Genomic DNA, 20012 nt, shown 5'->3' on the forward strand with positions numbered 1-20012 from the left:
CGGCTGCATGGAGTGGATCGATGCGCTCGCCGACGTGCGGGCGGAGGGCCGTCCGGCGGTGCTGGTGACCCTCGCCGAGGTCCGTGGCCACGCCCCGCGTCAGGCCGGCGCGAAGATGCTGGTCACCCGGGACGGGACGTGGGACAGCATCGGAGGCGGAAACCTCGAGGAGGCCGCGGCGGTGCGCGCCCGAGGCATGCTCGCCTCCGGTGCCTCGACGCCGCAGCTGGAGGAGATCGCTCTGAACGAGCACGCCCGCGCCGAACACGGGCTGCAGTGCTGCGGAGGAGTGGTGAAGGTGCTGCTCGAACCGATCGCCCCTCCGCGTCCGATCGCGCTCTTCGGCCTCGGCCACGTCGGCTCCGAGGCGGCCCGCATCTTCTCGCGCATGCCCGTCGCACTCCATCTGGTCGACACCCGCGAGGAATACGCGGCCGCGGCACGGCGCGAGCATGTCTCCGGCGGGCAGGCCGATGTCACCGTCCACCACCCGACGGCACCCGAGAGCGTGCTCAGGGACCTTCCGGACGACACCTATGTGCTGATCCTGACCCACGACCACGCTGAGGACCTCTTCCTCTGCGAGGCGGCGCTGGAGCGGATGGATCGTGGCGAGCTGAACCATGTGGGCGTCATCGGGTCGTCGGCCAAGTGGGCCCGATTCCGCAAGAGGCTGCGGGAGGCGGGCCACGACGACGAGCTCATCTCTGAGATCCGATGCCCGATCGGGCTCTCCGAGGTCCCGGGGAAGAGCCCGACGTCCATCGCCGTGAGCATGGCCGCCGAGTACCTGAGCCGGGTCGGCTCCGCCGACGCAGAGAAGGGTGAGTGAGATCCATGACCATCTACCTCAGCACCGTCATCGACACGCCGGGAGCGTTCGGTGAGGCCGAACGGGTCCGCAGTGCGGAGGACTGCGCCCTCGTCGTCGACGACGGAGTGATCGTCGCGCGCCTCGACGCCGCGGAGGCGGCGGACCGGTTCCCCGAGCACGAGGTCGTCGATCTCCGCGACGGAATCCTGTTCCCCGGCCTCGTCGACACCCACGTGCACTTTCCGCAGGTGCGGGCCATCGGAGGGCTGGGCATGCCGCTCCTCGAGTGGCTCGAGCGCTGTGCGCTGCCCGAAGAGGTCCGCCTGTCGGACGTCGACTACGCCCGCGCCGTCGCCGGTGACTTCGTCCGAGGCCTGGTCGACGCCGGCACCACGACGGCGCTGGTGTTCGGTTCGCACTTCCCCGACGCCGTCGACGCCCTGTTCGCCACGGCCTCGGAGGTCGGGGTCAGAGTCACCTCGGGACTGGTCGTCAGCGACAGGATCCTGCCCGAGCAGCTGCTGGTGACGCCCGAACGCGCCGCGTCCGCCTCGGCGGCGCTGGCCGACCGCTGGCACGGAGAGGGGCGCCTGAGGTACGCGGTGACGCCTCGGTTCTCGCTCTCGGCCTCCGACGACATGCTCGCAGCCTGCGGCGGGGTCGCGGACGACCTGTGGTTCACCTCCCACGTGAACGAGAATCCCACGGAGATCGTCGAGGTGGGTCGTCTCTTCCCCGAGGCCGACCGCTACGTCGACACCTACGACCGCCACGGGCTGCTGGACGAGAGGTCGGTCCTGGCGCACAACGTGCATCCCACGGCCGCGGAGCTCGGAGTGCTCTCGGAGCGGGGCACCGCCGTCGCCCACTGTCCGACCTCGAACTTCTCACTGGGAAGCGGCCTCTTCCCGCTGCGCGAGCACCTCGAGGCCGGGGTGCGAGTGGCGCTCGGCTCCGACGTCGGAGCGGGGACGGGATTCAGCATCCTGCAGGAGGGGCTGCAGGCCTACTTCGGCCAGCGCCTGCTCGGGCCGGAGGGCCGGCCGCTCGCTCCGGCGGACCTGCTGCATCTGGCCACCCGGTCCGGAGCCGAGGCGCTCGGGCTCGCAGAGACCGTCGGTGACCTCTCCGTCGGGCGCGAGTTCGACGCGATCTGGGTGAGGCCGCCCGGTGGGGGCACGCTGCGGCGGCTCGTCGACAGCGCAGTCGACGCCGACGATGCCGTGGCCAAGATCTTCGCCGTGGCCGGACCGTCCGACATCGCTGCGGTGTGGGTGGGCGGGGACCGGGTCTCCGGCGCGACGAGCGAATCGACGCGAGGATCGATGACCGAAGCGACGCCGAAGCGACGCACCAACTGAGGAACGCCGAGTCCGGTGGGAAGAGGGAACCGTGATGGACGAGAGCACCGAGCCTGAGACGCACGACCGGCGACGCAGGGAGGCCGAGCCTCCTGGACCCGGCGCACCCGGCGGGAGCCGTGGGCGGCCTAGGGGGCGCCTCTTCGGCGTCCTCGACCGCTACTTCGGGCTGACCGAGGCCGGCAGCACGATCCCGCGCGAGGCCCGTGCGGGCCTGGTGACCTTCCTGACGATGAGCTACGTGCTGTTCGTGAACCCCCAGGTGCTGGGGGCGGCGATCGACGTGCCGGGCGCACAGGTCCAGCTGCTCATGGCGACCGCGCTGGCCGCCTGCTTCGGCTGTCTGGTGATGGGCGTCTTCGCCCGCTACCCGTTCGCCCAGGCGCCGGGCATGGGTCTCAATGCGTTCTTCTCCTACACCGTCGTGCTCGGTATGGGCCTCTCGTGGGAGACCGCACTCGGTGCGGTGTTCATCTCCGGGGTCCTGTTCATCGTGCTCAGCGTCCTCGGGGTCCGGCAGGCCATCGTGATGGCGATCCCCGACAGCCTCAAGCTGGCGATCATGGCCGGGATCGGATGCTTCCTGGCGTTCCTGGGCATGCGCAACGCCGGGCTGGTGGTCACCGACGAAGCGACGCTGGTGACCCTCGGGGACCTCGGGGAGCCGACGGCGTGGCTGGCACTGGTGGGGCTCGGCCTGACCGCGATCTTCCTGCAGCTCAGGCTCAAGGGGGCGCTGCTGTGGGGCATCGCCCTGACCTCCTTCATCGCCGTGGTGAGCAGGGCCGAGGTCTATGACACCGGCGAGGACTCGCTGAGCGTGTTCCCCGGCTTCACCCAGGGCGTGGTCTCCACACCGGTGTGGCCCTCCGACCTCGTCGGTCAGATGGATCTGGCGGGCGCACTCGGGATCGGGATCTTCAACGTGATCTTCACGTTCTTCTTCGTGAACTTCTTCGATGCGACCGGCACGCTGACCGGCCTCTCGCAGAAGGCCGGGTACCTGGACAGCCGGGGCAACATGCCCCGGGCGAAGACCACCTTCTCCATGGACGGACTCGCCTCCATGTTCGGCGCGTTCGTGGGGACGTCCACCACCGGCACGTACGTGGAGAGCGCCTCGGGGATCCAGGACGGCGGGCGCACCGGGATCACCTCGGTGGTGACGGCGATGCTCTTCGTCGCGGCGATGTTCTTCTGGCCCCTGGTCACGGTCGTCCCGGGGGCGGCCACGGCTCCGGTGCTCATCCTGGTGGGAGCGATGATGATGGACGGCATCCGCCACATCAACTGGGACGAAGTCTCCGAGGGTGTGCCGTCGTTCCTGACGATCCTGGCGATGCCGCTGACGTTCTCCATCGCCGACGGCGTCAGCGTGGGCATCATCAGCTTCTGCGTGATCAAGCTGTGCACCGGAGGATTCCGGCACGTGAACTTCGTGCTCTACATCGTGGCCGCGCTGCTGATCCTCAGATACATCTTCTTCAGCTGACGGGCCCGGTCGGCCGCTGCTCGAGCAGCCGGCGCATCTCCGGGAGGTCGAACATCTCGGTCACCGAGTGCGGACTCTGCCCCTCGTGGTACGGGTCTGCGCCTGCGGCCAACAGACGCCGGACGTTGTCCTCGTGCTGGAGGAACACCGCGCAGGTGAGGGCGGACTGACCGCGGTCGTTCAGGCGGTGGACGTCGGCGTTCCGGGCCAGCAGGCCCTCGACGAGGGCGTCGTGGCCGTTGTAGGTGGCCAGGATCAGCAGAGTGTCGCCGTTGGAGTTCGAGAGGTTCACCGGGATCCCCTGATCCACCAGGCCGAGCAGATCCTCGCCGCGGCCCTGCCGCGCGAGGTCGAACATGGAGTTCAGGAAGTCGAGCTGTTCGTCGGTGAGTTCGGGGACGGCGCCGTCGGTGCCTGCGGCCTGATCTGACATGGTCACCACTCTACCGACAGGGGCCCCTCGCCCCGGTCGCGGGCGAAACGGCGTGCGAAGGCGGAGGCCGGCGCCTCGGCGATCGCCGACCAGGTGCCCTGCTGGACGACGCGGCCGTCGCCGAGCACGACGACCCGGTCGCTGAGCGCGCGGGCCTCTCCGGTCGAATGGGTGATCAGCACCGCAGTCCTGTCGACGAGCACGCGTGCGAGGAGCGTGCCGATGGTCTCGCGCGAGTCCTCGTCCAACGCAGCCATCGGCTCGTCCAGCAGGAGCAGCTCGGGATCCGGAGCCAGGGCGCGGGCGACGGCGACCCGCTGGGCCTGTCCTCCGGAGAGGCTCGCCGGCCGGCGGGTGGCCAGGTCCGGGGCGCCGACCTCTTCGAGGGCGCTGCGGGCTGCGGCGTGGGCGGCGGCGCGGCGGACGCCGGCGGCGCGCAGCCCGAACGCGGTGTTCTCCAGGACGTCCATGGTGGGGAACAGCAGCGGCTGCTGCAGGAGCAGGCCCACCCGCCGCCGATGCGGCGGCAGCTCGTGCAGGCGACGGTCGGAGGCCAGCACCTCCGCACCGCGGGGCCGCAGCAGCCCGGAGACGACCTCGAAGGTGGACGACTTGCCCGAGCCGTTGGGTCCGATCAGAGCGGTGGTCGAGCCGTCGGGGACCCGCAGGGCGATGTCGAGTCCGCGCTCCGGGAGGCGGTAGGAGACGTGCAGTGCCGACCCGGCCATCAGCGGCTCCGCGACCGGGTGTAGGTCGCGCCGACGACGACGGCGGCGATGATGACCAGCAGGAGGGACAGCGCCACGGCCCCGTCCGGGTCGGTCTCGCGCAGCAGGTAGATCTCCAGCGGCAGAGTCCGCGTGGTGCCCTGCAGCGAGCCGGCGAAGGCGATCGTCGCCCCGAACTCGCCCAGGGAGCGGGCGAAGCACAGCACGGTGCCGGTGACGAGCGCGGGGGCGAGCACCGGCAGCGTCACCCGGCGCAGCGTGTACCCGGGGGAGGCGCCGAGTCCGGCGGCGACCCGTTCGTAGCGGACGTCGTGGGAGCGGACGGCGCCCTCCACGGTCAGCACCATGAACGGCAGAGAGACGAACGTCTGGGCCAGCACCACCGCCAGCCACGTGAATGCGATCTGCACACCGGCGGCTTCGAGGGCCGATCCGAGGACTCCCACCCGGCCGAAGGTGTAGAGCAGCGCGATCCCGCCGACGACCGGAGGCAGCACCAGCGGCAGCAGGACGCAGGTGCGCACGATCGAGATGCCGGGGAACCGGACTCGCGCCAGCAGCAGTCCCAGGGGGATGCCGACGAGGATGCAGACGGTCGTGGCCGTCAGCGAGGTCCGGAGGGACAGTCCCAGCGCCGTCAGCGCCGAGTCCTCGGTGATCAGCGTGAGGAAGGCGCTGAAGTCCGCGCGGAGGATCAGGCCGAGCAGGGGAAGCAGGATCACGGCGCCGCCGAGCAGTCCGAGCGGCAGCAGGGCGCGCGGCAGCGGGGGAGCGGCGGCGCCCATCACTGCTCCTCGGGGACGGCGAAGCCCGCGTCCTCGAGCACGGATCGTCCCTCCGTCGAAAGCACGTGCTCCACGAACGCCTCTGCGATCGACGTGTCCTCGGCCCGGTCGAGCACACCGATCGGATAGCGGTTGACCACCTCGTCGCCCTGGTCGACGTCGATGCTGTTCACCTCGTCCTGCGCTCCGGCGGCATCGGTGACGTACACCAGCCCGGCGTCGGCCTGCCCGGAGCTGACCTTGCCCAGCACATCGGTGACCTGCCGCTCCTCGCTGACCGGCGAGACCTCCAGGCCCTCGGCCTCGAGCAGGGCCTCGGAGGCCTTCCCGCACGGCACCTGGGGTGCGCAGAGGACGACGTCGACTCCGTCGTCGGTGAGGTCCTCGAGGTCCTCGACGCCGGCGGGATCGTCCTTGGGGGTCACGACGGTGAGGGTGTTCTCGGCGAAGATCTGCGTGTCCCCGGCGAGCGCCCCGTCGGCGATGAGCTGCTCCATCGTGTCCTCGTCAGCGGTCGCGATCACGTCGGCGGGTGCTCCTTCGGTGATCTGTGCGACGAGGTCGGAGGAGCCGGCGAAGTTCAGCTCCACCGCCCGGTCGGGGTGCTCCGACTCGAAGGACTCGGCGAGGTCGGAGAACGTCTCGTGCAGCGAGGCCGCGGCGAAGACGTGCAGGGTCTCCTGCTGGGAGTCCTGCCCCGAGTCCTCGGCGCACGCGGTGAGGATCAGGGGGACGCCGAGCACGAGGGCGACGCAGGGCGCCGGGCGCGTGATCGGCATCGTCGAGACCATCAGGTCAGCATATGCGTGCTCGAAGACGATATCCAGCCGCAGATGCGGATCTGTATCAGCGCGGCGTCTCCACCACGACGTGCGTGGCCTTCACGGTCGCGGTGGCGAGCTCTCCGGGGGCCAGGCCGAGCTCCTCGACGGCCTCCGCGGAGAGCAGGGACACCACACGGTGCGGCCCGGCCTGGATGTCCACCTGGGCCATGACGCCGTCGACGGTGACCCGCGTGACGAGGCCGACGAAGCGGTTGCGGGCGGAGGAGGGGTGGGCCGCGGGATCCTCGGGGCTGGCCGCCGATTCTCGGACCAGCGCCGCCAGCTCCGCCCCCTCGACGACCGTTCGGCCCGACGCGTCGACGGTGGAGCTCAGCCGACCCGCACCGATCCAGCGGCGCAGCGTGTCGTCGCTGACTCCCAGGAACGCGGCCGCCTGGGCCACACGGAAGTGCCTCATGTCCTGCTCCTCTCACCGGCGGGTGGTCTCACCAGGGTAGGTCCAGCACGGGTGTGGGGTCCTGTGCGGCCAGACCTGCGCGCGGCAGCACCAGCAGACCGTCGGAGCCGGCCAGTCCGCGCAGCATGTGCGCCCCGGTGGAGTGCGCCGTGCGCCATACGCCGTCCGCGCCGCGGAGCCCCGGCACCAGACGGTCGGAGGGCGAGGGCGGCGTCGGCTCGGCGAGGCGCGCCGACTCGGACGGCGCCGGCCCACGTCCCAGCATGGCCTCGATCGCGGGCTGCACGACGATCCGCAGAGCCACCATGGCCGCCAGCGGGTTCCCCGGCAGGGCGGCGACCGGCACAGCACGCCCGGCGGAGGACCGTATCCGAGACGCCATGGTGGGGTGCCCGGGACGCATCGCGATCCCGTCGATCACCGGCTCCGCCTCCAGGGTCAGGAGACGTCGGACCGAGTCGGCCTCCGACCTCCCGGTCCCCGCGGTGGTGATCACCAGGTCGGAGACCTCCACGGCCTCGTGCAGGGCACCTTCGAGGGCGGAGGCCGCATCGGACAGCCGATGCACGGCGATCGGCTCGGCACCCAGGCTGCGCAGGACGGTCGGCAGAACCGGAGTGAAGCTGTCCCGGACCTGGCCGGGCTCAGGCACCCCCTGGGAGATCACCTCGTCTCCGGTGGTCAGCACTGTGACCCGCGGAGGGGCCGCGACGGGGACGTCGTCGAATCCTGCGACGGTCAGGTAGGAGATGTGGGCCGGCGTGAGCACCGTGCCGGCGGAGACCATCAGGGCACCCTCCGGCGCTTCGCAGCCCGCAGTGCGGATGTGACGGCCGGGGGACAGCTCGCGCCGCGCGGCCTCGGAGTCGGGGGCCTCGAGGCGGATGCGTCCGCCGCGCACGTCGAGGTACTCCTGTCGGACGACTCCGTCCGCGCCCTCGGGGATCAGACCCCCGGTCAGCACCGGACGGGCGGCCCCCTGGTGGAGCGGGCGAGCGCCGGAGGCGGCGTGGTCCTCCCGTCCGTCCGCGACGACGGCGTCCAGCCGCCACGGGCCGGGTCCCGAGACGACGTAGCCGTCCATGGCGGAGGAGTCGTAGTGGGGGATCGGTCGCGGCGCACGGACGTCGTGCGCGGCGGTGCAGCCTGCGGCCCGGACCAGGGGTGTGAGCCGTGCCGGCTGGGGACCGCCCAGACCGGAGGCCAGCGCCATGGCTTCGTCCCAGGTCGGCTCCTCCGGCACCTCAGCCCCCGGAGAAGGGGGGCAGGACGTCCACGGTGTCGCCGGGGGAGACGGTGCGGCCCTGCGCGAGCCGACGCCCGGAGACCAGGCAGCTGCTGCGGCGCAGGACGAGCTCCAGAGGCGGTTCTCCCTCGGGTGCGGTGGGATGACGCTCGGCCAGCCTCGCGAAGAGGGCGTCCCGGTCCACCGGTCCCTCGACCTCGAGCTCCTCGACCTCGGTCCCCGCCGCGGCGGCGGCGGCCGCGAAGTAGCGCACGGTCAGACGTCCGCCCACCGTCATCCTCCGATCGCCGACATGGAACGGTCGGGCTGGACGTAGTCGGCTCCGCCGAGCCCGGGGGCGTCCATGCCGTGGGCGGCCGGCTTGAGCCAGGTGGCCTGCCGCCACACCTGGGCGAGTTCGGCGTCGGAGTGTCCGGCCCGCAGCAGGCTCAGCAGGTCGAACTCCTCGTGCGAGAAGAGGCAGGTGCGGATGCGTCCCTCGGCCGTGAGGCGCGTCCGGGTGCAGTCGCCGCAGAACGGCTCGGTGACCGATGCGATGATCCCCACCCGGCCGAGCCGCACGTCGGAGTCGGGGTCACGGACGATCCACCGCTGCGCGGGAGCACCGTCGCGCGGGACGTCGTCGGGTTCGAGTCGCCAGCGTGAGCCGATGCGCTCGCGGATCTCGACTGCGGTGACCATGCCGTCGCGGGTCCAGCCGTGGTCTCCGTCGAGCGGCATCTGCTCGATGAAGCGCAGCTCCAGGCCCCGTTCCAGGCAGAACGCCAGCAGCTCGTCGGCCTGGTCGTCGTTGACCCCGCGCATCAGCACGGCGTTGACCTTCACCGGACGCAGTCCGGCCCGCCAGGCGGCGTCGATGCCGCGCAGCACGGGCGCGAGCCGGTCGCGGCGGGCCATCTCGCGGTACGTCTCCGCATCCACGGTGTCGAGGGAGACGTTGATCCGGTCCAGGCCGGCGGAGACGAGGTCCGCGGCGCGGCGGTCGAGTCCCACGGCGTTGGTGGTGATCGAGATCGGCAGCCGCGGGTGGTCGGCCCGGACCCCGGAGATGATGTCCTCCAGATCCGGACGCACCAGAGGCTCGCCCCCGGTGAGCCTCAGCTCGCGGACGCCGAGGTCGGAGACCGCGATCGAGACCAGCCGACGGACCTCCGCGGGTGTGAGGAGCGAGGACTGCGGCATCCACTGCATGCCTTCGGCCGGCATGCAGTAGGTGCAGCGCAGGTTGCACTTGTCGGTCAGGGAGATCCGCAGGTCAGAGCCGAGGCGGCCGAACGTGTCGACGAGGCCGCCGGAGGTCGGGGCTCCTGCGGCGCGCCGCGCCAGAGCCGCGGCGGCCTCCTGGGCGGAGGCGTCGCGCACCGTGGGGATTCCCAGCCGTACAGCCATACAGAGAGTCTATCAATGAGAAGAAACTTCCATGATGCGGACACAGGGCGGCGGTTGTCGCTACCGTGGGGGTCATGACTGCACACGACCGAGGCGGGTCCGGCTTCCGTCGCCGGAGCCTCGACGCCCATCGCCGGGCGATGACCGAGCTGCTGCTAGCCACGGGTGGGCCGTCGGCGCACGGCCGCACAGAGGTCGTGCCGACGGCGGACGCCCTGGGACGGCTCACCGCCCGTGCGGTCCGGGCCGAGGTCCCGCTGCCGCGCTTCGACGACTCGCAGATGGACGGGTTCGCCGTGCGGGCCGCCGAGACACCGGGAGTCCTGCGCACCACGGATCCCGTACCCGCAGGCGGGCTGCCCGAGGCGCTCCCCCCTCGGTGCGCGGCTCCGATCATGACCGGTGCTCCCCTGCCGGAGGGCGCGGACGCGGTCGTCCCGGTGGAGGCCACGGACGCCGAGCGCTTCGACCCCGCCGGAGCCGGGCCCGACTCCGTCGAGGTTCCTCGGACCGGTGCCGGGACCTATGTGCGGCGTCGTGGGAGCGACGTCGACGTCGGGGACGAGGTCCTGTCCGCCGGAGCGCGACTCACCGCCGCCGGGATCGGTGTGCTGGCCTCCCTCGGACTCACCGAGACGGAGGTCGTCGCGCGCCCCCGCGCCATGGTGCTGGTCGGAGGGGATGAGGTCGTCCCGCCGGGATCCGAGATCGGTCCGGGTCAGGTCTACGACGCCAACGGGGGTCTGCTCAGCGGGTGGCTCGCCGCCCGCGGGCTCGAGGTGGTCGCGGTCCGGATCGTCGACGACTCCGAGGGGAGGTTCGCAGCGCGTCTGCGCGCCGACCTGGCGCTGCACGGCCCAGATCTGGTCGTCACTTCGGGTGGGATCTCCGCCGGACGGTACGAGGTCGTCCGGCAGAGCCTGGCATCGATGCCCGAGGCCGAGATGAGCATCGGCACCCTCGCGATGCAGCCCGGCGGCCCCCAAGGGTTGGGGACCGTCGGCGTCGACGGCCGCCCCCCGGCGGCGGTGGTGTCGCTGCCGGGGAACCCGGTCTCCACCTGGGTCAGCTGCGAGGCGCTGCTCGTCGATGCCCTGGCCGAGGCCTGGGGGCTGCCCCGACCCCACCGCTGGAGGTCCGCCAGGCTGGGACGAGCGGCACGACCGGCGGCGGAGAAGGACCAGATCCGTCGCGGGAGGTGCACTCCGCGGGGGGCCGGAGACGTCGGCCCGTCGGAGGTGGTGGCCTTCGAGGGCACCGGTTCTCACCTGTTGGCCGGAGCCTCGCGCGCCGACGTGCTGATCCGCCTTCCGGCCGGGGACGAGGAGCTGCCGCCAGGCACTACAGTGACGGTACGAGACCTGTGAGAGGACACCGCTGAGACGCATGAGCACCACAGAAGACGCCGTTCCGCCGCGTCACGCAGGCCTGACCCATGTGCGCGAGGACGGTTCCGCCCACATGGTCGACGTCGGCGACAAGGACGTCACCGCCCGCCGGGCCGCCGCCGAGTCGACCCTGCACACACGCCCCGACGTCGTCGCGCAGATCCTGACGGGCGGACTCCCCAAGGGCGACGCGCTGGCGGTCGCGCGCGTGGCCGGGATCATGGGGGCGAAGCGGACGCCGGAGCTCGTGCCGCTGTGCCACCCGCTGCCGATCAGCGGAGTCACCGTCGACTTCGCGCCCGCCGGCCCCGAGCAGGAGCCGGACGCCGTGCGGATCTCCGCCGAAGTGCGCACCACCGGTCGCACCGGCGTCGAGATGGAGGCGCTGACGGCCGCGTCCGTCGCCGCACTGACGCTCTACGACATGATCAAGGCGCTCGACCGTGCCGCGGAGATCACCGCGACCCGTGTGGTGACCAAGTCCGGGGGCGCTTCAGGAGACTGGAGCCGCGGGTGAGCTCGACGCAGGATCACACCCCCAGACGCCGCTCCGACTTCGGAGCAGGTCGGCGGGCCGCCGTGGTCATCGCCTCCACCGCCGCCGCACGAGGCCGTGCCTCGGACACGGTGGGACCGGAGCTGGTGGCCTGGCTCAGCGGACACGGCTACGAGTGCGGCGAGCCGGTGGTCGTCGCCGACGGCGCGCCGGTCGCCGAGGAGCTCACCAGACTCCTCGTCACCCTGCCGGACGCCGAGCGTCCCCGATTCGTCATCACCTCCGGCGGCACCGGCATCAACCCCGACGACGCCACACCGGAGGCCACCGCGCCGCTGCTCGAGAAGCAGTCCCCGGGGATCATGCACTCGCTGTGGGCCCATGGGCTCCAGCACCTCCCCGAGGCCGGCATGAGCCGGGGCGTGGCCGGGGTGCGGGGCCGGACCTTCGTCGTCAACCTGCCGGGGTCCCCGGGCGGGGCACGGGACGGCATGCAGGTGCTCGACCCGCTGCTGCATCACATCCAGGCACAGATCGAAGACGTCCGCGACCACCCGGACGATCACCGTCGCACTCCCGCCGGGGAGGTCGTCCCGTCCTCCGGCCCCGGGGTCGTCGCAGCGCGGGTCACCGGTGACCGTCTGGACGCACAGGCCGCCGAGCACGCGGTCACCACGGCGCAGACCGGGGCCGCGGTGACCTTCCGCGGCGTCATCCGCGACCACGACTCGGGACGTGACGACGTCGAGGGCCTCACCTACACCGCACACCCGGCCGCCGAGGAGATCCTGGCCGAGACCGTGGCGGCGGTGGCCGCGGACCATCCGGAGGCGCGGATCTGGTGCGCCCACCGTACCGGCGAGCTCGAGGTCGGCGACGAGGCGCTGGTGGTCGCCGTAGCCGCGGCCCACCGGGGTGAGGCGTTCGCCTGCTGCGCGGCGGTGGTCGACGCCGTCAAGGCCGAGGTTCCCATCTGGAAGCAGCAGCACTATGCGGCGGGCGGCCACGACTGGATCGGACTGTGAGGACCGGCCTGTGACGACCGGACTGGTGGGCGCCGAGCTGATGGGCGCCGTATGGGACGGCTGACCGCGCGGACGAGGATCCGCCGATTCGACGCCGCGGGGCAGATCGATGCGCGCGCCGACCGACTGGCCGGTGAGGAGCCGCTGGAGATCCGGCTGGACGGCGACGACTTCGCCGTGGCGATGCGGACCCCCGGCCACGACGTCGAGCTGGTCCACGGCTTCCTGCTCTCCGAGGGGATCATCGACCGCGCCTCCGCGGTGCGCAGCATCGACTTCGCCTCCGGCCTGGACCCGGACGGCTCCCGGAACTACAACGTGGCCGAGGTCCGGCTCGGCCCCGAGGCTCGGCGGCAGGCCCCCGGCCGACAGGTGTACACGTCCTCGGCCTGCGGGATCTGCGGCACCGCATCGCTGGACGCGGTGCGCAAGGCCTCGCACCACCCGGTCTGCCACCACACGGCCGATCGCGGCCTGATCACGTCGGAGGCGCTCCTGACGCTGCCCGACCGGCTGCGGGCCGAACAGCGGATCTTCGACGCCACCGGGGGGACCCACGCCGCGGCCCTCTTCCGGATGACGGGTCCCGACGAACCTGTGCTGATCTGCGCCCGGGAGGACGTCGGTCGTCACAATGCGATGGACAAGCTGCTCGGCCGGGCCCTGCTCGACGGTCTGCCTCCCCTCGAGGACTGCGTCGTCCAGGTCTCGGCCCGGGCCTCCTTCGAACTCGTGCAGAAGCTCGCCATGGCCGGCGCCCCGCTGCTCTCGGCGGTCAGCGCCCCCTCGTCGTCGGCCGTCGAGGTCGGCGAAGAGCTGGGCATCACCGTGGTCGGCTTCAACAGGGGGAGGACGTGCAATGTCTACAGCCGCCCCGGACGCATCATCGGTGCAGGTCAGAGCCACGACCAACCCTCAGTGTGACGCAGTCCACGCGTGCTAGGCTGACCGCATGGCTCGCTTCACCCCGCTCGAATGGCCCGTGCTGCGGCAGTTCCGCACGGGCGATGCGACCGGACGCGGGCCGTCGGTCACCTCAGAACGCACCCGGACGATGCGTCCGCGCACCGAGGACGCGGACAGGGTCGCCCAGAGCGTCTGCCCCTACTGCGCCGTCGGCTGCGGACAGCTGGTCTATGCCAAGGATGACAAGGTCATCCAGATCGAGGGCGACCCGGACTCCCCGGTCTCCCGCGGACGCCTCTGCCCCAAGGGCGCGGCCAGCGAGCAGCTGGTGAACTCGACGGGACGGCAGACCACCGTCCTCTACCGGGCGCCGAAGGCGAAGGACTGGCAGTCCCTCGACCTCGACACCGCCATGGACATGATCGCAGACCGGTTCCTCGAGGCCCGCCGCAACCACTGGGAGGACGTCGACGAGGCCGGGCGCCCCCTGAACCGGACCATGGGCATCGCCTCCCTCGGCGGGGCCACCCTCGACAACGAAGAGAACTATCTGATCAAGAAGCTCTTCACCGCGGCGGGATCGGTGCAGATCGAGAACCAGGCCCGCATATGACACTCCGCCACGGTTCCCAGTCTGGGAGCCTCGTTCGGGCGCGGCGGCGCCACCCAGTCCCTGCAGGACATGGGAAACGCAGACTGCATCGTCATCCAGGGCTCGAACATGGCCGAGTGCCATCCGGTCGGGTTCCAGTGGGTCGCTGAGGCGAAGGCGCGCGGCGCCAGGGTCATCCACGTGGACCCGCGCTTCACCCGGACCACGGCGGTCGCAGATCGTCACGTGCCGATCCGCGCCGGCTCGGACATCGTGCTGCTCGGTGCACTGATCAACCATGTGCTGAGCAACGGCCTCTGGTTCGACGAATACGTGAAGGCCTTCACCAACGCCGCCACCGTCATCAACGACGCCTACGGCGACCCGGAGGACCTCGAAGGCCTGTTCTCCGGCTTCGACGCCGAGACCGGGGCCTACGACCCCGCCTCCTGGGCGTACGCGAAGGCCGACGGCAGCGGCGAGCCCGCGGAGCCGGGGGAGGAGTCCCAGCAGGACCCCACCCTGCAGCACCCGAACTGCGTCTTCCAGATCCTGCGGCGGCACTACGCGCGCTACACCCCGGAGATGGTGACCGAAGCCTGCGGAATCTCAGCCGAGGACTTCGCCTTCCTGGCCGACACCGTCACGGAGAACTCCGGACGCGAACGCACCACCTGCTTCGCCTATGCCGTGGGCTGGACCCAGCACTCACAGGGCGCGCAGTACATCCGCACCGCCTCGATCCTGCAGCTGCTGCTGGGCAACATGGGTCGTCCCGGAGGCGGCATCATGGCCCTGCGCGGCCACGCCACCATCCAGGGCTCCACGGACATCCCGACGCTGTTCAACCTGCTCCCCGGATACCTGCCCATGCCCAAGGCCGGGGTCCATGACACCCTCGAGGACTACCTGGACTCGGTCGGCACCAAGGACCAGAAGGGCTTCTGGGCCAACGCCGACGCCTACACCGTCAGCCTGCTCAAGGCCTGGTGGGGCGACGCGGCCACCGAGGACAACGACTTCGCCTATGACAACCTGCCCCGACTGACCGGACCGCACGGGACCTACCAGACCGTGATGCGCATGCTCGACGACGAGGTCGACGGCTTCTTCATCCTCGGCCAGAACCCCGCGGTCGGCTCGGCCAACGGACGCATGCAGCGCCGCGGCATGTCCCATCTGAAGTGGCTCGTGGTCCGGGACTTCTCCCTCATCGAGTCGGCGACGTGGTGGAAGGACGGCCCCGAGATCGAGTCCGGGGAGATGCGCACCGAGGACATCGACACCGAGGTGTTCTTCATGCCGGCGGCCAACCACACGGAGAAGGCCGGCAGCTTCACCCAGACTCAGCGGATGGTCCAATGGAGGCACCAGGCGGTCCACCCGCCGGACGACGCCACCTCCGAGCTGCAGTTCTTCCACGACCTCGGGCTGCGCATCCGTGAGCGGCTCGCCGACTCCGGCGATCCCCGAGACCGTCCCCTGCTGGACCTCACCTGGGACTATCCGGTGGACGAGGACGGCGAGCCCGACCCGGAGTCGGTGCTGGCCGAGATCAACGGTCGACACCTCACCGGTGAGGCCGCGGGTGAGCCGCTCTCGGCCTTCACCCAGATGCGCGCCGACGGCTCCACCTCCGGCGGCTGCTGGATCTACTCGGGGATCTACGCCGACGGCGTCAACCATGCCGCACGGCGGAAGCCGGGACGGGAGCAGGACGAGGTCGCCTCCGAGTGGGCGTGGGCGTGGCCGGCGAACCGCCGCATCCTCTACAACCGAGCGTCGGCCGATGCCGAGGGTCAGCCCTGGAGCGAACGCAAGAAGTACATGTGGTGGGACGCCGAGGCTGGCAAGTGGTCCGGGAAGGACGTCTCCGACTTCCCCGCGGACCGGGCCCCGGACGCCGTGCCGGACCGCAGCCTGGGCGGACCGGAGGCGCTCACCGGGACCGACGCCTTCATCATGCAGCCCGACGGCAAGGCGTGGCTGTTCGCCCCGACCGGGATGATCGACGGGCCGCTCCCCACCCACTACGAGGCGCAGGAGTCGCCGGTGGAGAATCCGCTGTATCCGCAGCAGCAGAGCCCCTCCCGGATCACCTTCGCCCGGGACGACAACCTCAGCGCACCCAGCGCCGGCCATGCCGGCGCCGGGGTCTACCCGTACGTGTTCACCACCTATCGGCTCACCGAACACCACACGGCCGGCGGCATGAGCCGGTGGCTGCCCTACCTCTCCGAGCTCCAGCCCGAGATGTTCTGCGAGGTCTCGCCCCAGCTGGCCGCAGAACGGGGCCTCGAGCCCTACGGCTGGGCCACACTGGTCTCGCCGCGGGCCGTCATCGAAGCCCGCGTCCTGATCACCCGACGGATGATGCCGCTGACCGTCGCCGGGAACACGGTCCACCAGATCGGCCTGCCGTACCACTGGGCGGTCGGACGGGAGGCCGTGATCACCGGCGACTCGGCCAACGACCTGATCGGCATCAGCCTCGACCCCAACGTGCAGATCCAGGACTCCAAGACCGGATCCTGCGACATCATCCCCGGCCGCCGCCCCCGCGGCGCCGAGGCTCAGCGGCTGGTGGACGAGTACATCGAACGCTCCGGCGCCTCCGTGGAGGCTGAGGCGAGACGCATCAGCGCACCCGGAGTGCGCGAGGGCACCGAGACGCCCCTCGACGAGGCGCACCCGCAGGAGGGCGACCCCGCCGAGGCGGGCGAGTCCCACGCCCTGCGCGCAGAGCAGGACGCCGGGGACCACCGGAAGCGGACGCCGAGGGAGGATCAGCGATGAGCCGGACCGCCGCCTGGGAGGACCCCAGCGCCGAGCTGCACTGGGAGGACCAGGCCCAGCCTCGCAAGGGCTTCTTCACCGACACCTCCATCTGCATCGGCTGCAAGGCCTGCGAGGTCGCGTGCAAGGAGTGGAACCGGAACCCGACGGACGGCTCCTTCGAACTCCTGGAGTCCTCGTACGACAACACCGGGGCGCTGGGGGCCAACACCTGGCGCCACGTCGCCTTCGTCGAACAGGACCGGGACCGGATCACCGCGGCCCGCGAGTCCGGCCGACAGCTCGTCAGCCTCGGCATGCCCGGGGTCGGACCTCCCGAGTCCGCTCCCTCCGCCGGCGGCGCCGCCGAGCCTCCCGACCTCCTGGCCGCCCTGGAGGGCGGCGAACAGATGGACCTCACTCCGCCGGACACCGACGAGTTCCGGTGGCTGATGTCCTCGGACGTGTGCAAGCACTGCACCCACGCCGGCTGTCTCGACGTCTGCCCGACCGGGGCCCTCTTCCGCACCGAATTCGGCACCGTGGTCGTCCAGGCCGACGTCTGCAACGGATGCGGCACCTGCGTGGCCGGCTGCCCCTTCGGGGTGATCGAGCGCCGCGACGACGGCACCGTCCACCCCAAGGCTGAGCGCGAGGGTGCCCAGCGCGTGGAGCAGGACATCCCGCACCAGGGCACGGCGAACAAGTGCACCCTCTGCTACGACCGCATGGTCGTCGGGGAGACGCCGGCGTGCGCCAAGACCTGCCCGACCACCTCCATCAAGTACGGGGACCATGAGGACATGGTCGAGACCGCCGAGGCGAGGGTCCGAGAGCTCCACGACCGGGGGATGACCGAGGCGCGCCTCTACGGCGCGAACCCCGACGACGGCGTCGGCGGCATCGGGTCGGTCTTCCTCCTCCTCGACGAGCCTGAGGTCTACGGGCTCCCGCCCGACCCCCGGGTGGCCACCAAGGATCTGCCGCAGATGTACGCCGCCGCCGGCCTCGCCGCCGCCGGCATGCTCGCCGGCGTCGCCGCGGCCTTCCTGGGGAGCCGCCGATGACGACCTCCGAGTTCGACAGCTACCGTCCGGAGGAGTCCGGCCGCGCCTTCGGGCGCCGTCGGGACCGCCGACGCCGGGGCGGACGCCGCGGACGCGGCGGCGGAGCCGACGGCTCCCGCGAGATGACGATGGTCGAGGATCCGCAGTTCTCGTCCTACTACGGTCGACAGGTGGTCAAGGCTCCGCCCTGGGGCCACGAGATCGGTGCCTACCTGTTCCTCGGGGGACTCGCCGGAGGCTCGGCCCTCCTGGCCGCAGGGGCCCAGCTCACCGGACGGACTCGGCTGCGACGCAGCGCCCGGCTCACCGCGGCGACGGCGCTCGCCGGGGGTACGGTCGCGCTGATCGCCGACCTCGGTCGGCCGGAACGGTTCCTCTACATGCTGCGCACCGTGAAGGTCACCTCGCCGATGAGCCTCGGCACATGGATCCTTTCCGGCTTCGGCGCCGGGGCCGGAGTCGCCGCGGCGGCCGAGGCCGACCGGGTGACCGGCGGGCGGCTGCCCCTGGGACCCCTGCGCCGGCTCCTGCACGCCGCGGAGGGCCCCGCAGGGCTGGGGGCGGCGGTGCTGGGTGCACCGCTGGCCTCCTACACCGGGGTGCTGCTGTCGAACACGGCCATACCCACCTGGTACGCCTCCCGGCACCACCTGCCCTACGTCTTCGTCGGCTCGGCGGGCCTGGCCTCCGGCGGGGCGGCCATGATCACCTCTCCGGTCCGTGAGGCCGGTCCCGGGCGGGTCCTGGCCTGCCTCGGCGTCGTCGTCGACGTCGTCGCCATGGAGCGGATGAAGGCCTCCATGCACCCCATGGAGCTCGAGCCGCTGGAGGAGGGCGCACCGGGAACGATGGTGAAGTGGGCCGAGCGGCTCGCGATCGCCGGAGGAGTCGGCACCGTCCTCGGCGGCCGGTGGCGCCCGACGGCGGTGCTCTCCGGCCTCGCACTGGTCACCGCCTCAGCCCTGACCCGTTTCGGCGTGCTCGACGCCGGGCTGGATTCCGCGAAGGACCCGAAGCACACCATCGAACCTCAGAAGGCCCGCCTGGCCGCACGACGAGCCGCCGGCATCACCGGTGACTCCATCACCACGGTCGGCTGAACCGGCCGATCAGCGGATCGCGATCCCCGGCTCCGCGGTGGTCTCGCCGACGACGGGGTGCCCCGGCAGCTCGCCGACCACCAGCAGTCCGCCCGAGGTCTGCGCATCGGCGAGCAGCAGCAGGTCCTCCTCGGAGGTGCCCGGCCCCGGGCGGACATGCGGGCGGACCCAGTCCAGATTGCGCCTCGACCCGCCGGGGACGAAGCCCTCGGTCAGCGACCGCTCGGCTCCGTCCAGCAGGGGGACCGAGGCTCGGTCGACCACCGCTCCGACGCCGGAGGCCCGGCACATCTTGTGCAGGTGTCCCAGGAGCCCGAAGCCGGTGACGTCGGTGGCGGCCCGCAGTCCGGCCTGCACGGCCTCGGCGGAGGCCTCGGCGTTCAGCGCGGTCATCACCTCCACCGCCTCGGCGAAGACCTCGCCTGTGGACTTGTGCCGGTTGTTGAGCACCCCCAGCCCCAGCGGCTTGGTCAGGGTCAGCGGCAGTCCGGGGGCCGCGGCGTCGTTGCGCAGCAGTCGATCCGGGTGCGCGGTGCCGGTCACCGCCATGCCGTACTTCGGCTCGGGGTCGTCCACCGTGTGACCCCCGATCACGGGGCAGCCGACGCGGGAGGCCACATCGACGCCGCCGCGCAGCACCTCGGTGAGCATCTCCAGGGGCAGGACCTCGCGGGGCCAGCCCACCAGATTCAGCGCGACCGTGGGTGTGCCCCCCATCGCATAGATGTCGGACAGGGCGTTCGCCGCGGCGATCCGACCCCAGTCGAAGGGGTCGTCGACCACCGGGGTGAAGAAGTCCGCGGTGGAGAGCACCGCCAAGTCGCCGCGCACCCGGACCGCGGCGGCGTCGTCGCCGTCGTCGAGTCCGACGATGACGTCCCCGGAGGTCTGCGGCCCGAGTCCGGCGACGACCTGTTCCAGCTCGCCCGGGGGGATCTTGCAGGCGCAGCCGCCTCCGTGGGCGGTGTCCGTGAGTCGGACGGACTCTGGGTGGGGGGAGGCGTGTGACATGGGTCGAGTATAGGAGCCGCCGGTGCCGGTGGTACATTGCGGGCGGAGGCGTACGGGTCCTGGTGGGCCCCCCGGTCTTCAAAACCGGTGAGACCGAGCACCTCGGTCTGGCGGGTTCGATTCCCGTCCGCCTCCGCCAACGTCGCCGACACCGTCGACGCC

General features: G+C 71.6%; 19 protein-coding genes and 1 tRNA gene. 11 read left to right on the top strand and 9 right to left on the bottom strand.

The genetic code is table 11. The features are described from left to right. The first annotated feature begins 7 nt into the window (after positions 1-7). From xdhC to N7E59_RS03220, 3 genes are read left to right on the top strand one after another with little or no spacing between them, the layout of a single operon-like run. Positions 8-832, top strand: coding sequence for a xanthine dehydrogenase accessory protein XdhC (gene xdhC / locus N7E59_RS03210; protein ID WP_261623471.1), 825 nt, complete (start codon positions 8-10; stop codon positions 830-832). Between the two features lie 5 nt (positions 833-837). Then, a complete protein-coding gene (guaD, locus tag N7E59_RS03215; protein ID WP_261623472.1) occupies positions 838-2175 on the top strand; it encodes a guanine deaminase in 1338 nt (445 codons plus the stop codon). A 34-nt stretch (positions 2176-2209) separates the two neighbouring features. Next, positions 2210-3667 carry an NCS2 family permease gene (locus N7E59_RS03220; protein ID WP_261623473.1) on the top strand — a complete coding sequence of 486 codons (1458 nt, stop codon included), beginning with the start codon at positions 2210-2212 and terminating at the stop codon, positions 3665-3667. Here N7E59_RS03220 and N7E59_RS03225 read toward each other — a convergent pair. From N7E59_RS03225 to moaA, 8 genes are read right to left on the bottom strand one after another with little or no spacing between them, the layout of a single operon-like run. Continuing rightward, on the bottom strand, positions 3660-4100 hold the full coding sequence (locus N7E59_RS03225) for an ankyrin repeat domain-containing protein (RefSeq protein ID WP_261623474.1): 441 nt from the start codon (positions 4098-4100) through the stop codon (positions 3660-3662). The two genes, N7E59_RS03220 and N7E59_RS03225, sit on opposite strands and share 8 nt — an antisense overlap. A 2-nt stretch (positions 4101-4102) precedes the next feature. Next, a complete protein-coding gene (locus N7E59_RS03230) occupies positions 4103-4828 on the bottom strand; it encodes an ATP-binding cassette domain-containing protein (protein ID WP_261623475.1) in 726 nt (241 codons plus the stop codon). Further along, complete coding sequence (locus tag N7E59_RS03235; protein WP_261623476.1) at positions 4828-5613, bottom strand: ABC transporter permease; 786 nt, start codon at positions 5611-5613, stop codon at positions 4828-4830. Before N7E59_RS03235 ends, N7E59_RS03230 begins: the two co-directional genes overlap by 1 nt. Beyond that, positions 5613-6404, bottom strand: coding sequence for a molybdate ABC transporter substrate-binding protein (gene modA, locus N7E59_RS03240; protein ID WP_261623477.1), 792 nt, complete (start codon positions 6402-6404; stop codon positions 5613-5615). Before modA ends, N7E59_RS03235 begins: the two co-directional genes overlap by 1 nt. 55 nt (positions 6405-6459) lie before the next feature. Further along, positions 6460-6855, bottom strand: a complete 396-nt coding sequence (locus tag N7E59_RS03245; protein WP_261623478.1) for a TOBE domain-containing protein — start codon at positions 6853-6855, stop codon at positions 6460-6462. A gap of 28 nt (positions 6856-6883) precedes the next feature. Further along, the gene (locus N7E59_RS03250) at positions 6884-8098 is read right to left on the bottom strand and encodes a molybdopterin molybdotransferase MoeA (protein ID WP_261623479.1); all 1215 of its coding nucleotides are present in this window, start codon (positions 8096-8098) and stop codon (positions 6884-6886) included. Between the two features lies 1 nt (position 8099). Beyond that, entirely contained in the window at positions 8100-8372 is a 273-nt protein-coding gene (locus N7E59_RS03255; protein WP_261623480.1) for a MoaD/ThiS family protein, read from the bottom strand. Between the two features lie 2 nt (positions 8373-8374). Beyond that, complete coding sequence (gene moaA / locus N7E59_RS03260) at positions 8375-9490, bottom strand: GTP 3',8-cyclase MoaA (protein ID WP_261623481.1); 1116 nt, start codon at positions 9488-9490, stop codon at positions 8375-8377. 74 nt (positions 9491-9564) lie between these two features. Between moaA and N7E59_RS03265 the strand changes: the two genes are divergently transcribed. Genes N7E59_RS03265 through nrfD form a run of 7 tightly spaced genes read left to right on the top strand, consistent with a single transcriptional unit; the run spans position 9565 to position 18839 of the window. Continuing rightward, on the top strand, positions 9565-10857 hold the full coding sequence (locus N7E59_RS03265) for a molybdopterin molybdotransferase MoeA (protein WP_261623482.1): 1293 nt from the start codon (positions 9565-9567) through the stop codon (positions 10855-10857). 19 nt (positions 10858-10876) lie between these two features. Continuing rightward, positions 10877-11395: a cyclic pyranopterin monophosphate synthase MoaC gene (moaC, locus tag N7E59_RS03270; protein ID WP_261623483.1), complete on the top strand. Its 519-nt coding sequence runs from the start codon at positions 10877-10879 to the stop codon at positions 11393-11395. Beyond that, positions 11392-12399, top strand: coding sequence for a molybdenum cofactor biosynthesis protein MoaE (locus N7E59_RS03275; RefSeq protein WP_261623484.1), 1008 nt, complete (start codon positions 11392-11394; stop codon positions 12397-12399). Before moaC ends, N7E59_RS03275 begins: the two co-directional genes overlap by 4 nt. Before the next feature lie 51 nt (positions 12400-12450). Then, positions 12451-13323 carry a formate dehydrogenase accessory sulfurtransferase FdhD gene (fdhD, locus tag N7E59_RS03280; protein ID WP_261623485.1) on the top strand — a complete coding sequence of 291 codons (873 nt, stop codon included), beginning with the start codon at positions 12451-12453 and terminating at the stop codon, positions 13321-13323. A 28-nt stretch (positions 13324-13351) separates the two neighbouring features. Beyond that, a complete protein-coding gene (gene fdh, locus N7E59_RS03285; protein WP_390904993.1) occupies positions 13352-16693 on the top strand; it encodes a formate dehydrogenase in 3342 nt (1113 codons plus the stop codon). Next, complete coding sequence (locus tag N7E59_RS03290) at positions 16690-17739, top strand: 4Fe-4S dicluster domain-containing protein (protein WP_261623486.1); 1050 nt, start codon at positions 16690-16692, stop codon at positions 17737-17739. Before fdh ends, N7E59_RS03290 begins: the two co-directional genes overlap by 4 nt. Next, positions 17736-18839 carry an NrfD/PsrC family molybdoenzyme membrane anchor subunit gene (gene nrfD / locus N7E59_RS03295; protein WP_261623487.1) on the top strand — a complete coding sequence of 368 codons (1104 nt, stop codon included), beginning with the start codon at positions 17736-17738 and terminating at the stop codon, positions 18837-18839. The genes N7E59_RS03290 and nrfD overlap by 4 nt, the downstream gene beginning before the upstream one ends. Before the next feature lie 9 nt (positions 18840-18848). Here nrfD and selD read toward each other — a convergent pair whose 3' ends face one another. Then, positions 18849-19850 (bottom strand): selenide, water dikinase SelD, encoded by a 1002-nt coding sequence (gene selD, locus N7E59_RS03300; protein WP_261623488.1) that lies wholly within the window; start codon positions 19848-19850, stop codon positions 18849-18851. Positions 19851-19894: 44 nt separating this feature from the next. Here selD and N7E59_RS03305 point away from each other — a divergent pair. Further along, positions 19895-19989: transfer RNA gene (locus N7E59_RS03305), tRNA-Sec, on the top strand. Positions 19990-20012: the final 23 nt, after the last annotated feature.

Source organism: Nesterenkonia marinintestina, assembly GCF_025420485.1.
In the GTDB taxonomy this organism is placed as follows: Bacteria; Actinomycetota; Actinomycetes; order Actinomycetales; family Micrococcaceae; genus Nesterenkonia; species Nesterenkonia marinintestina.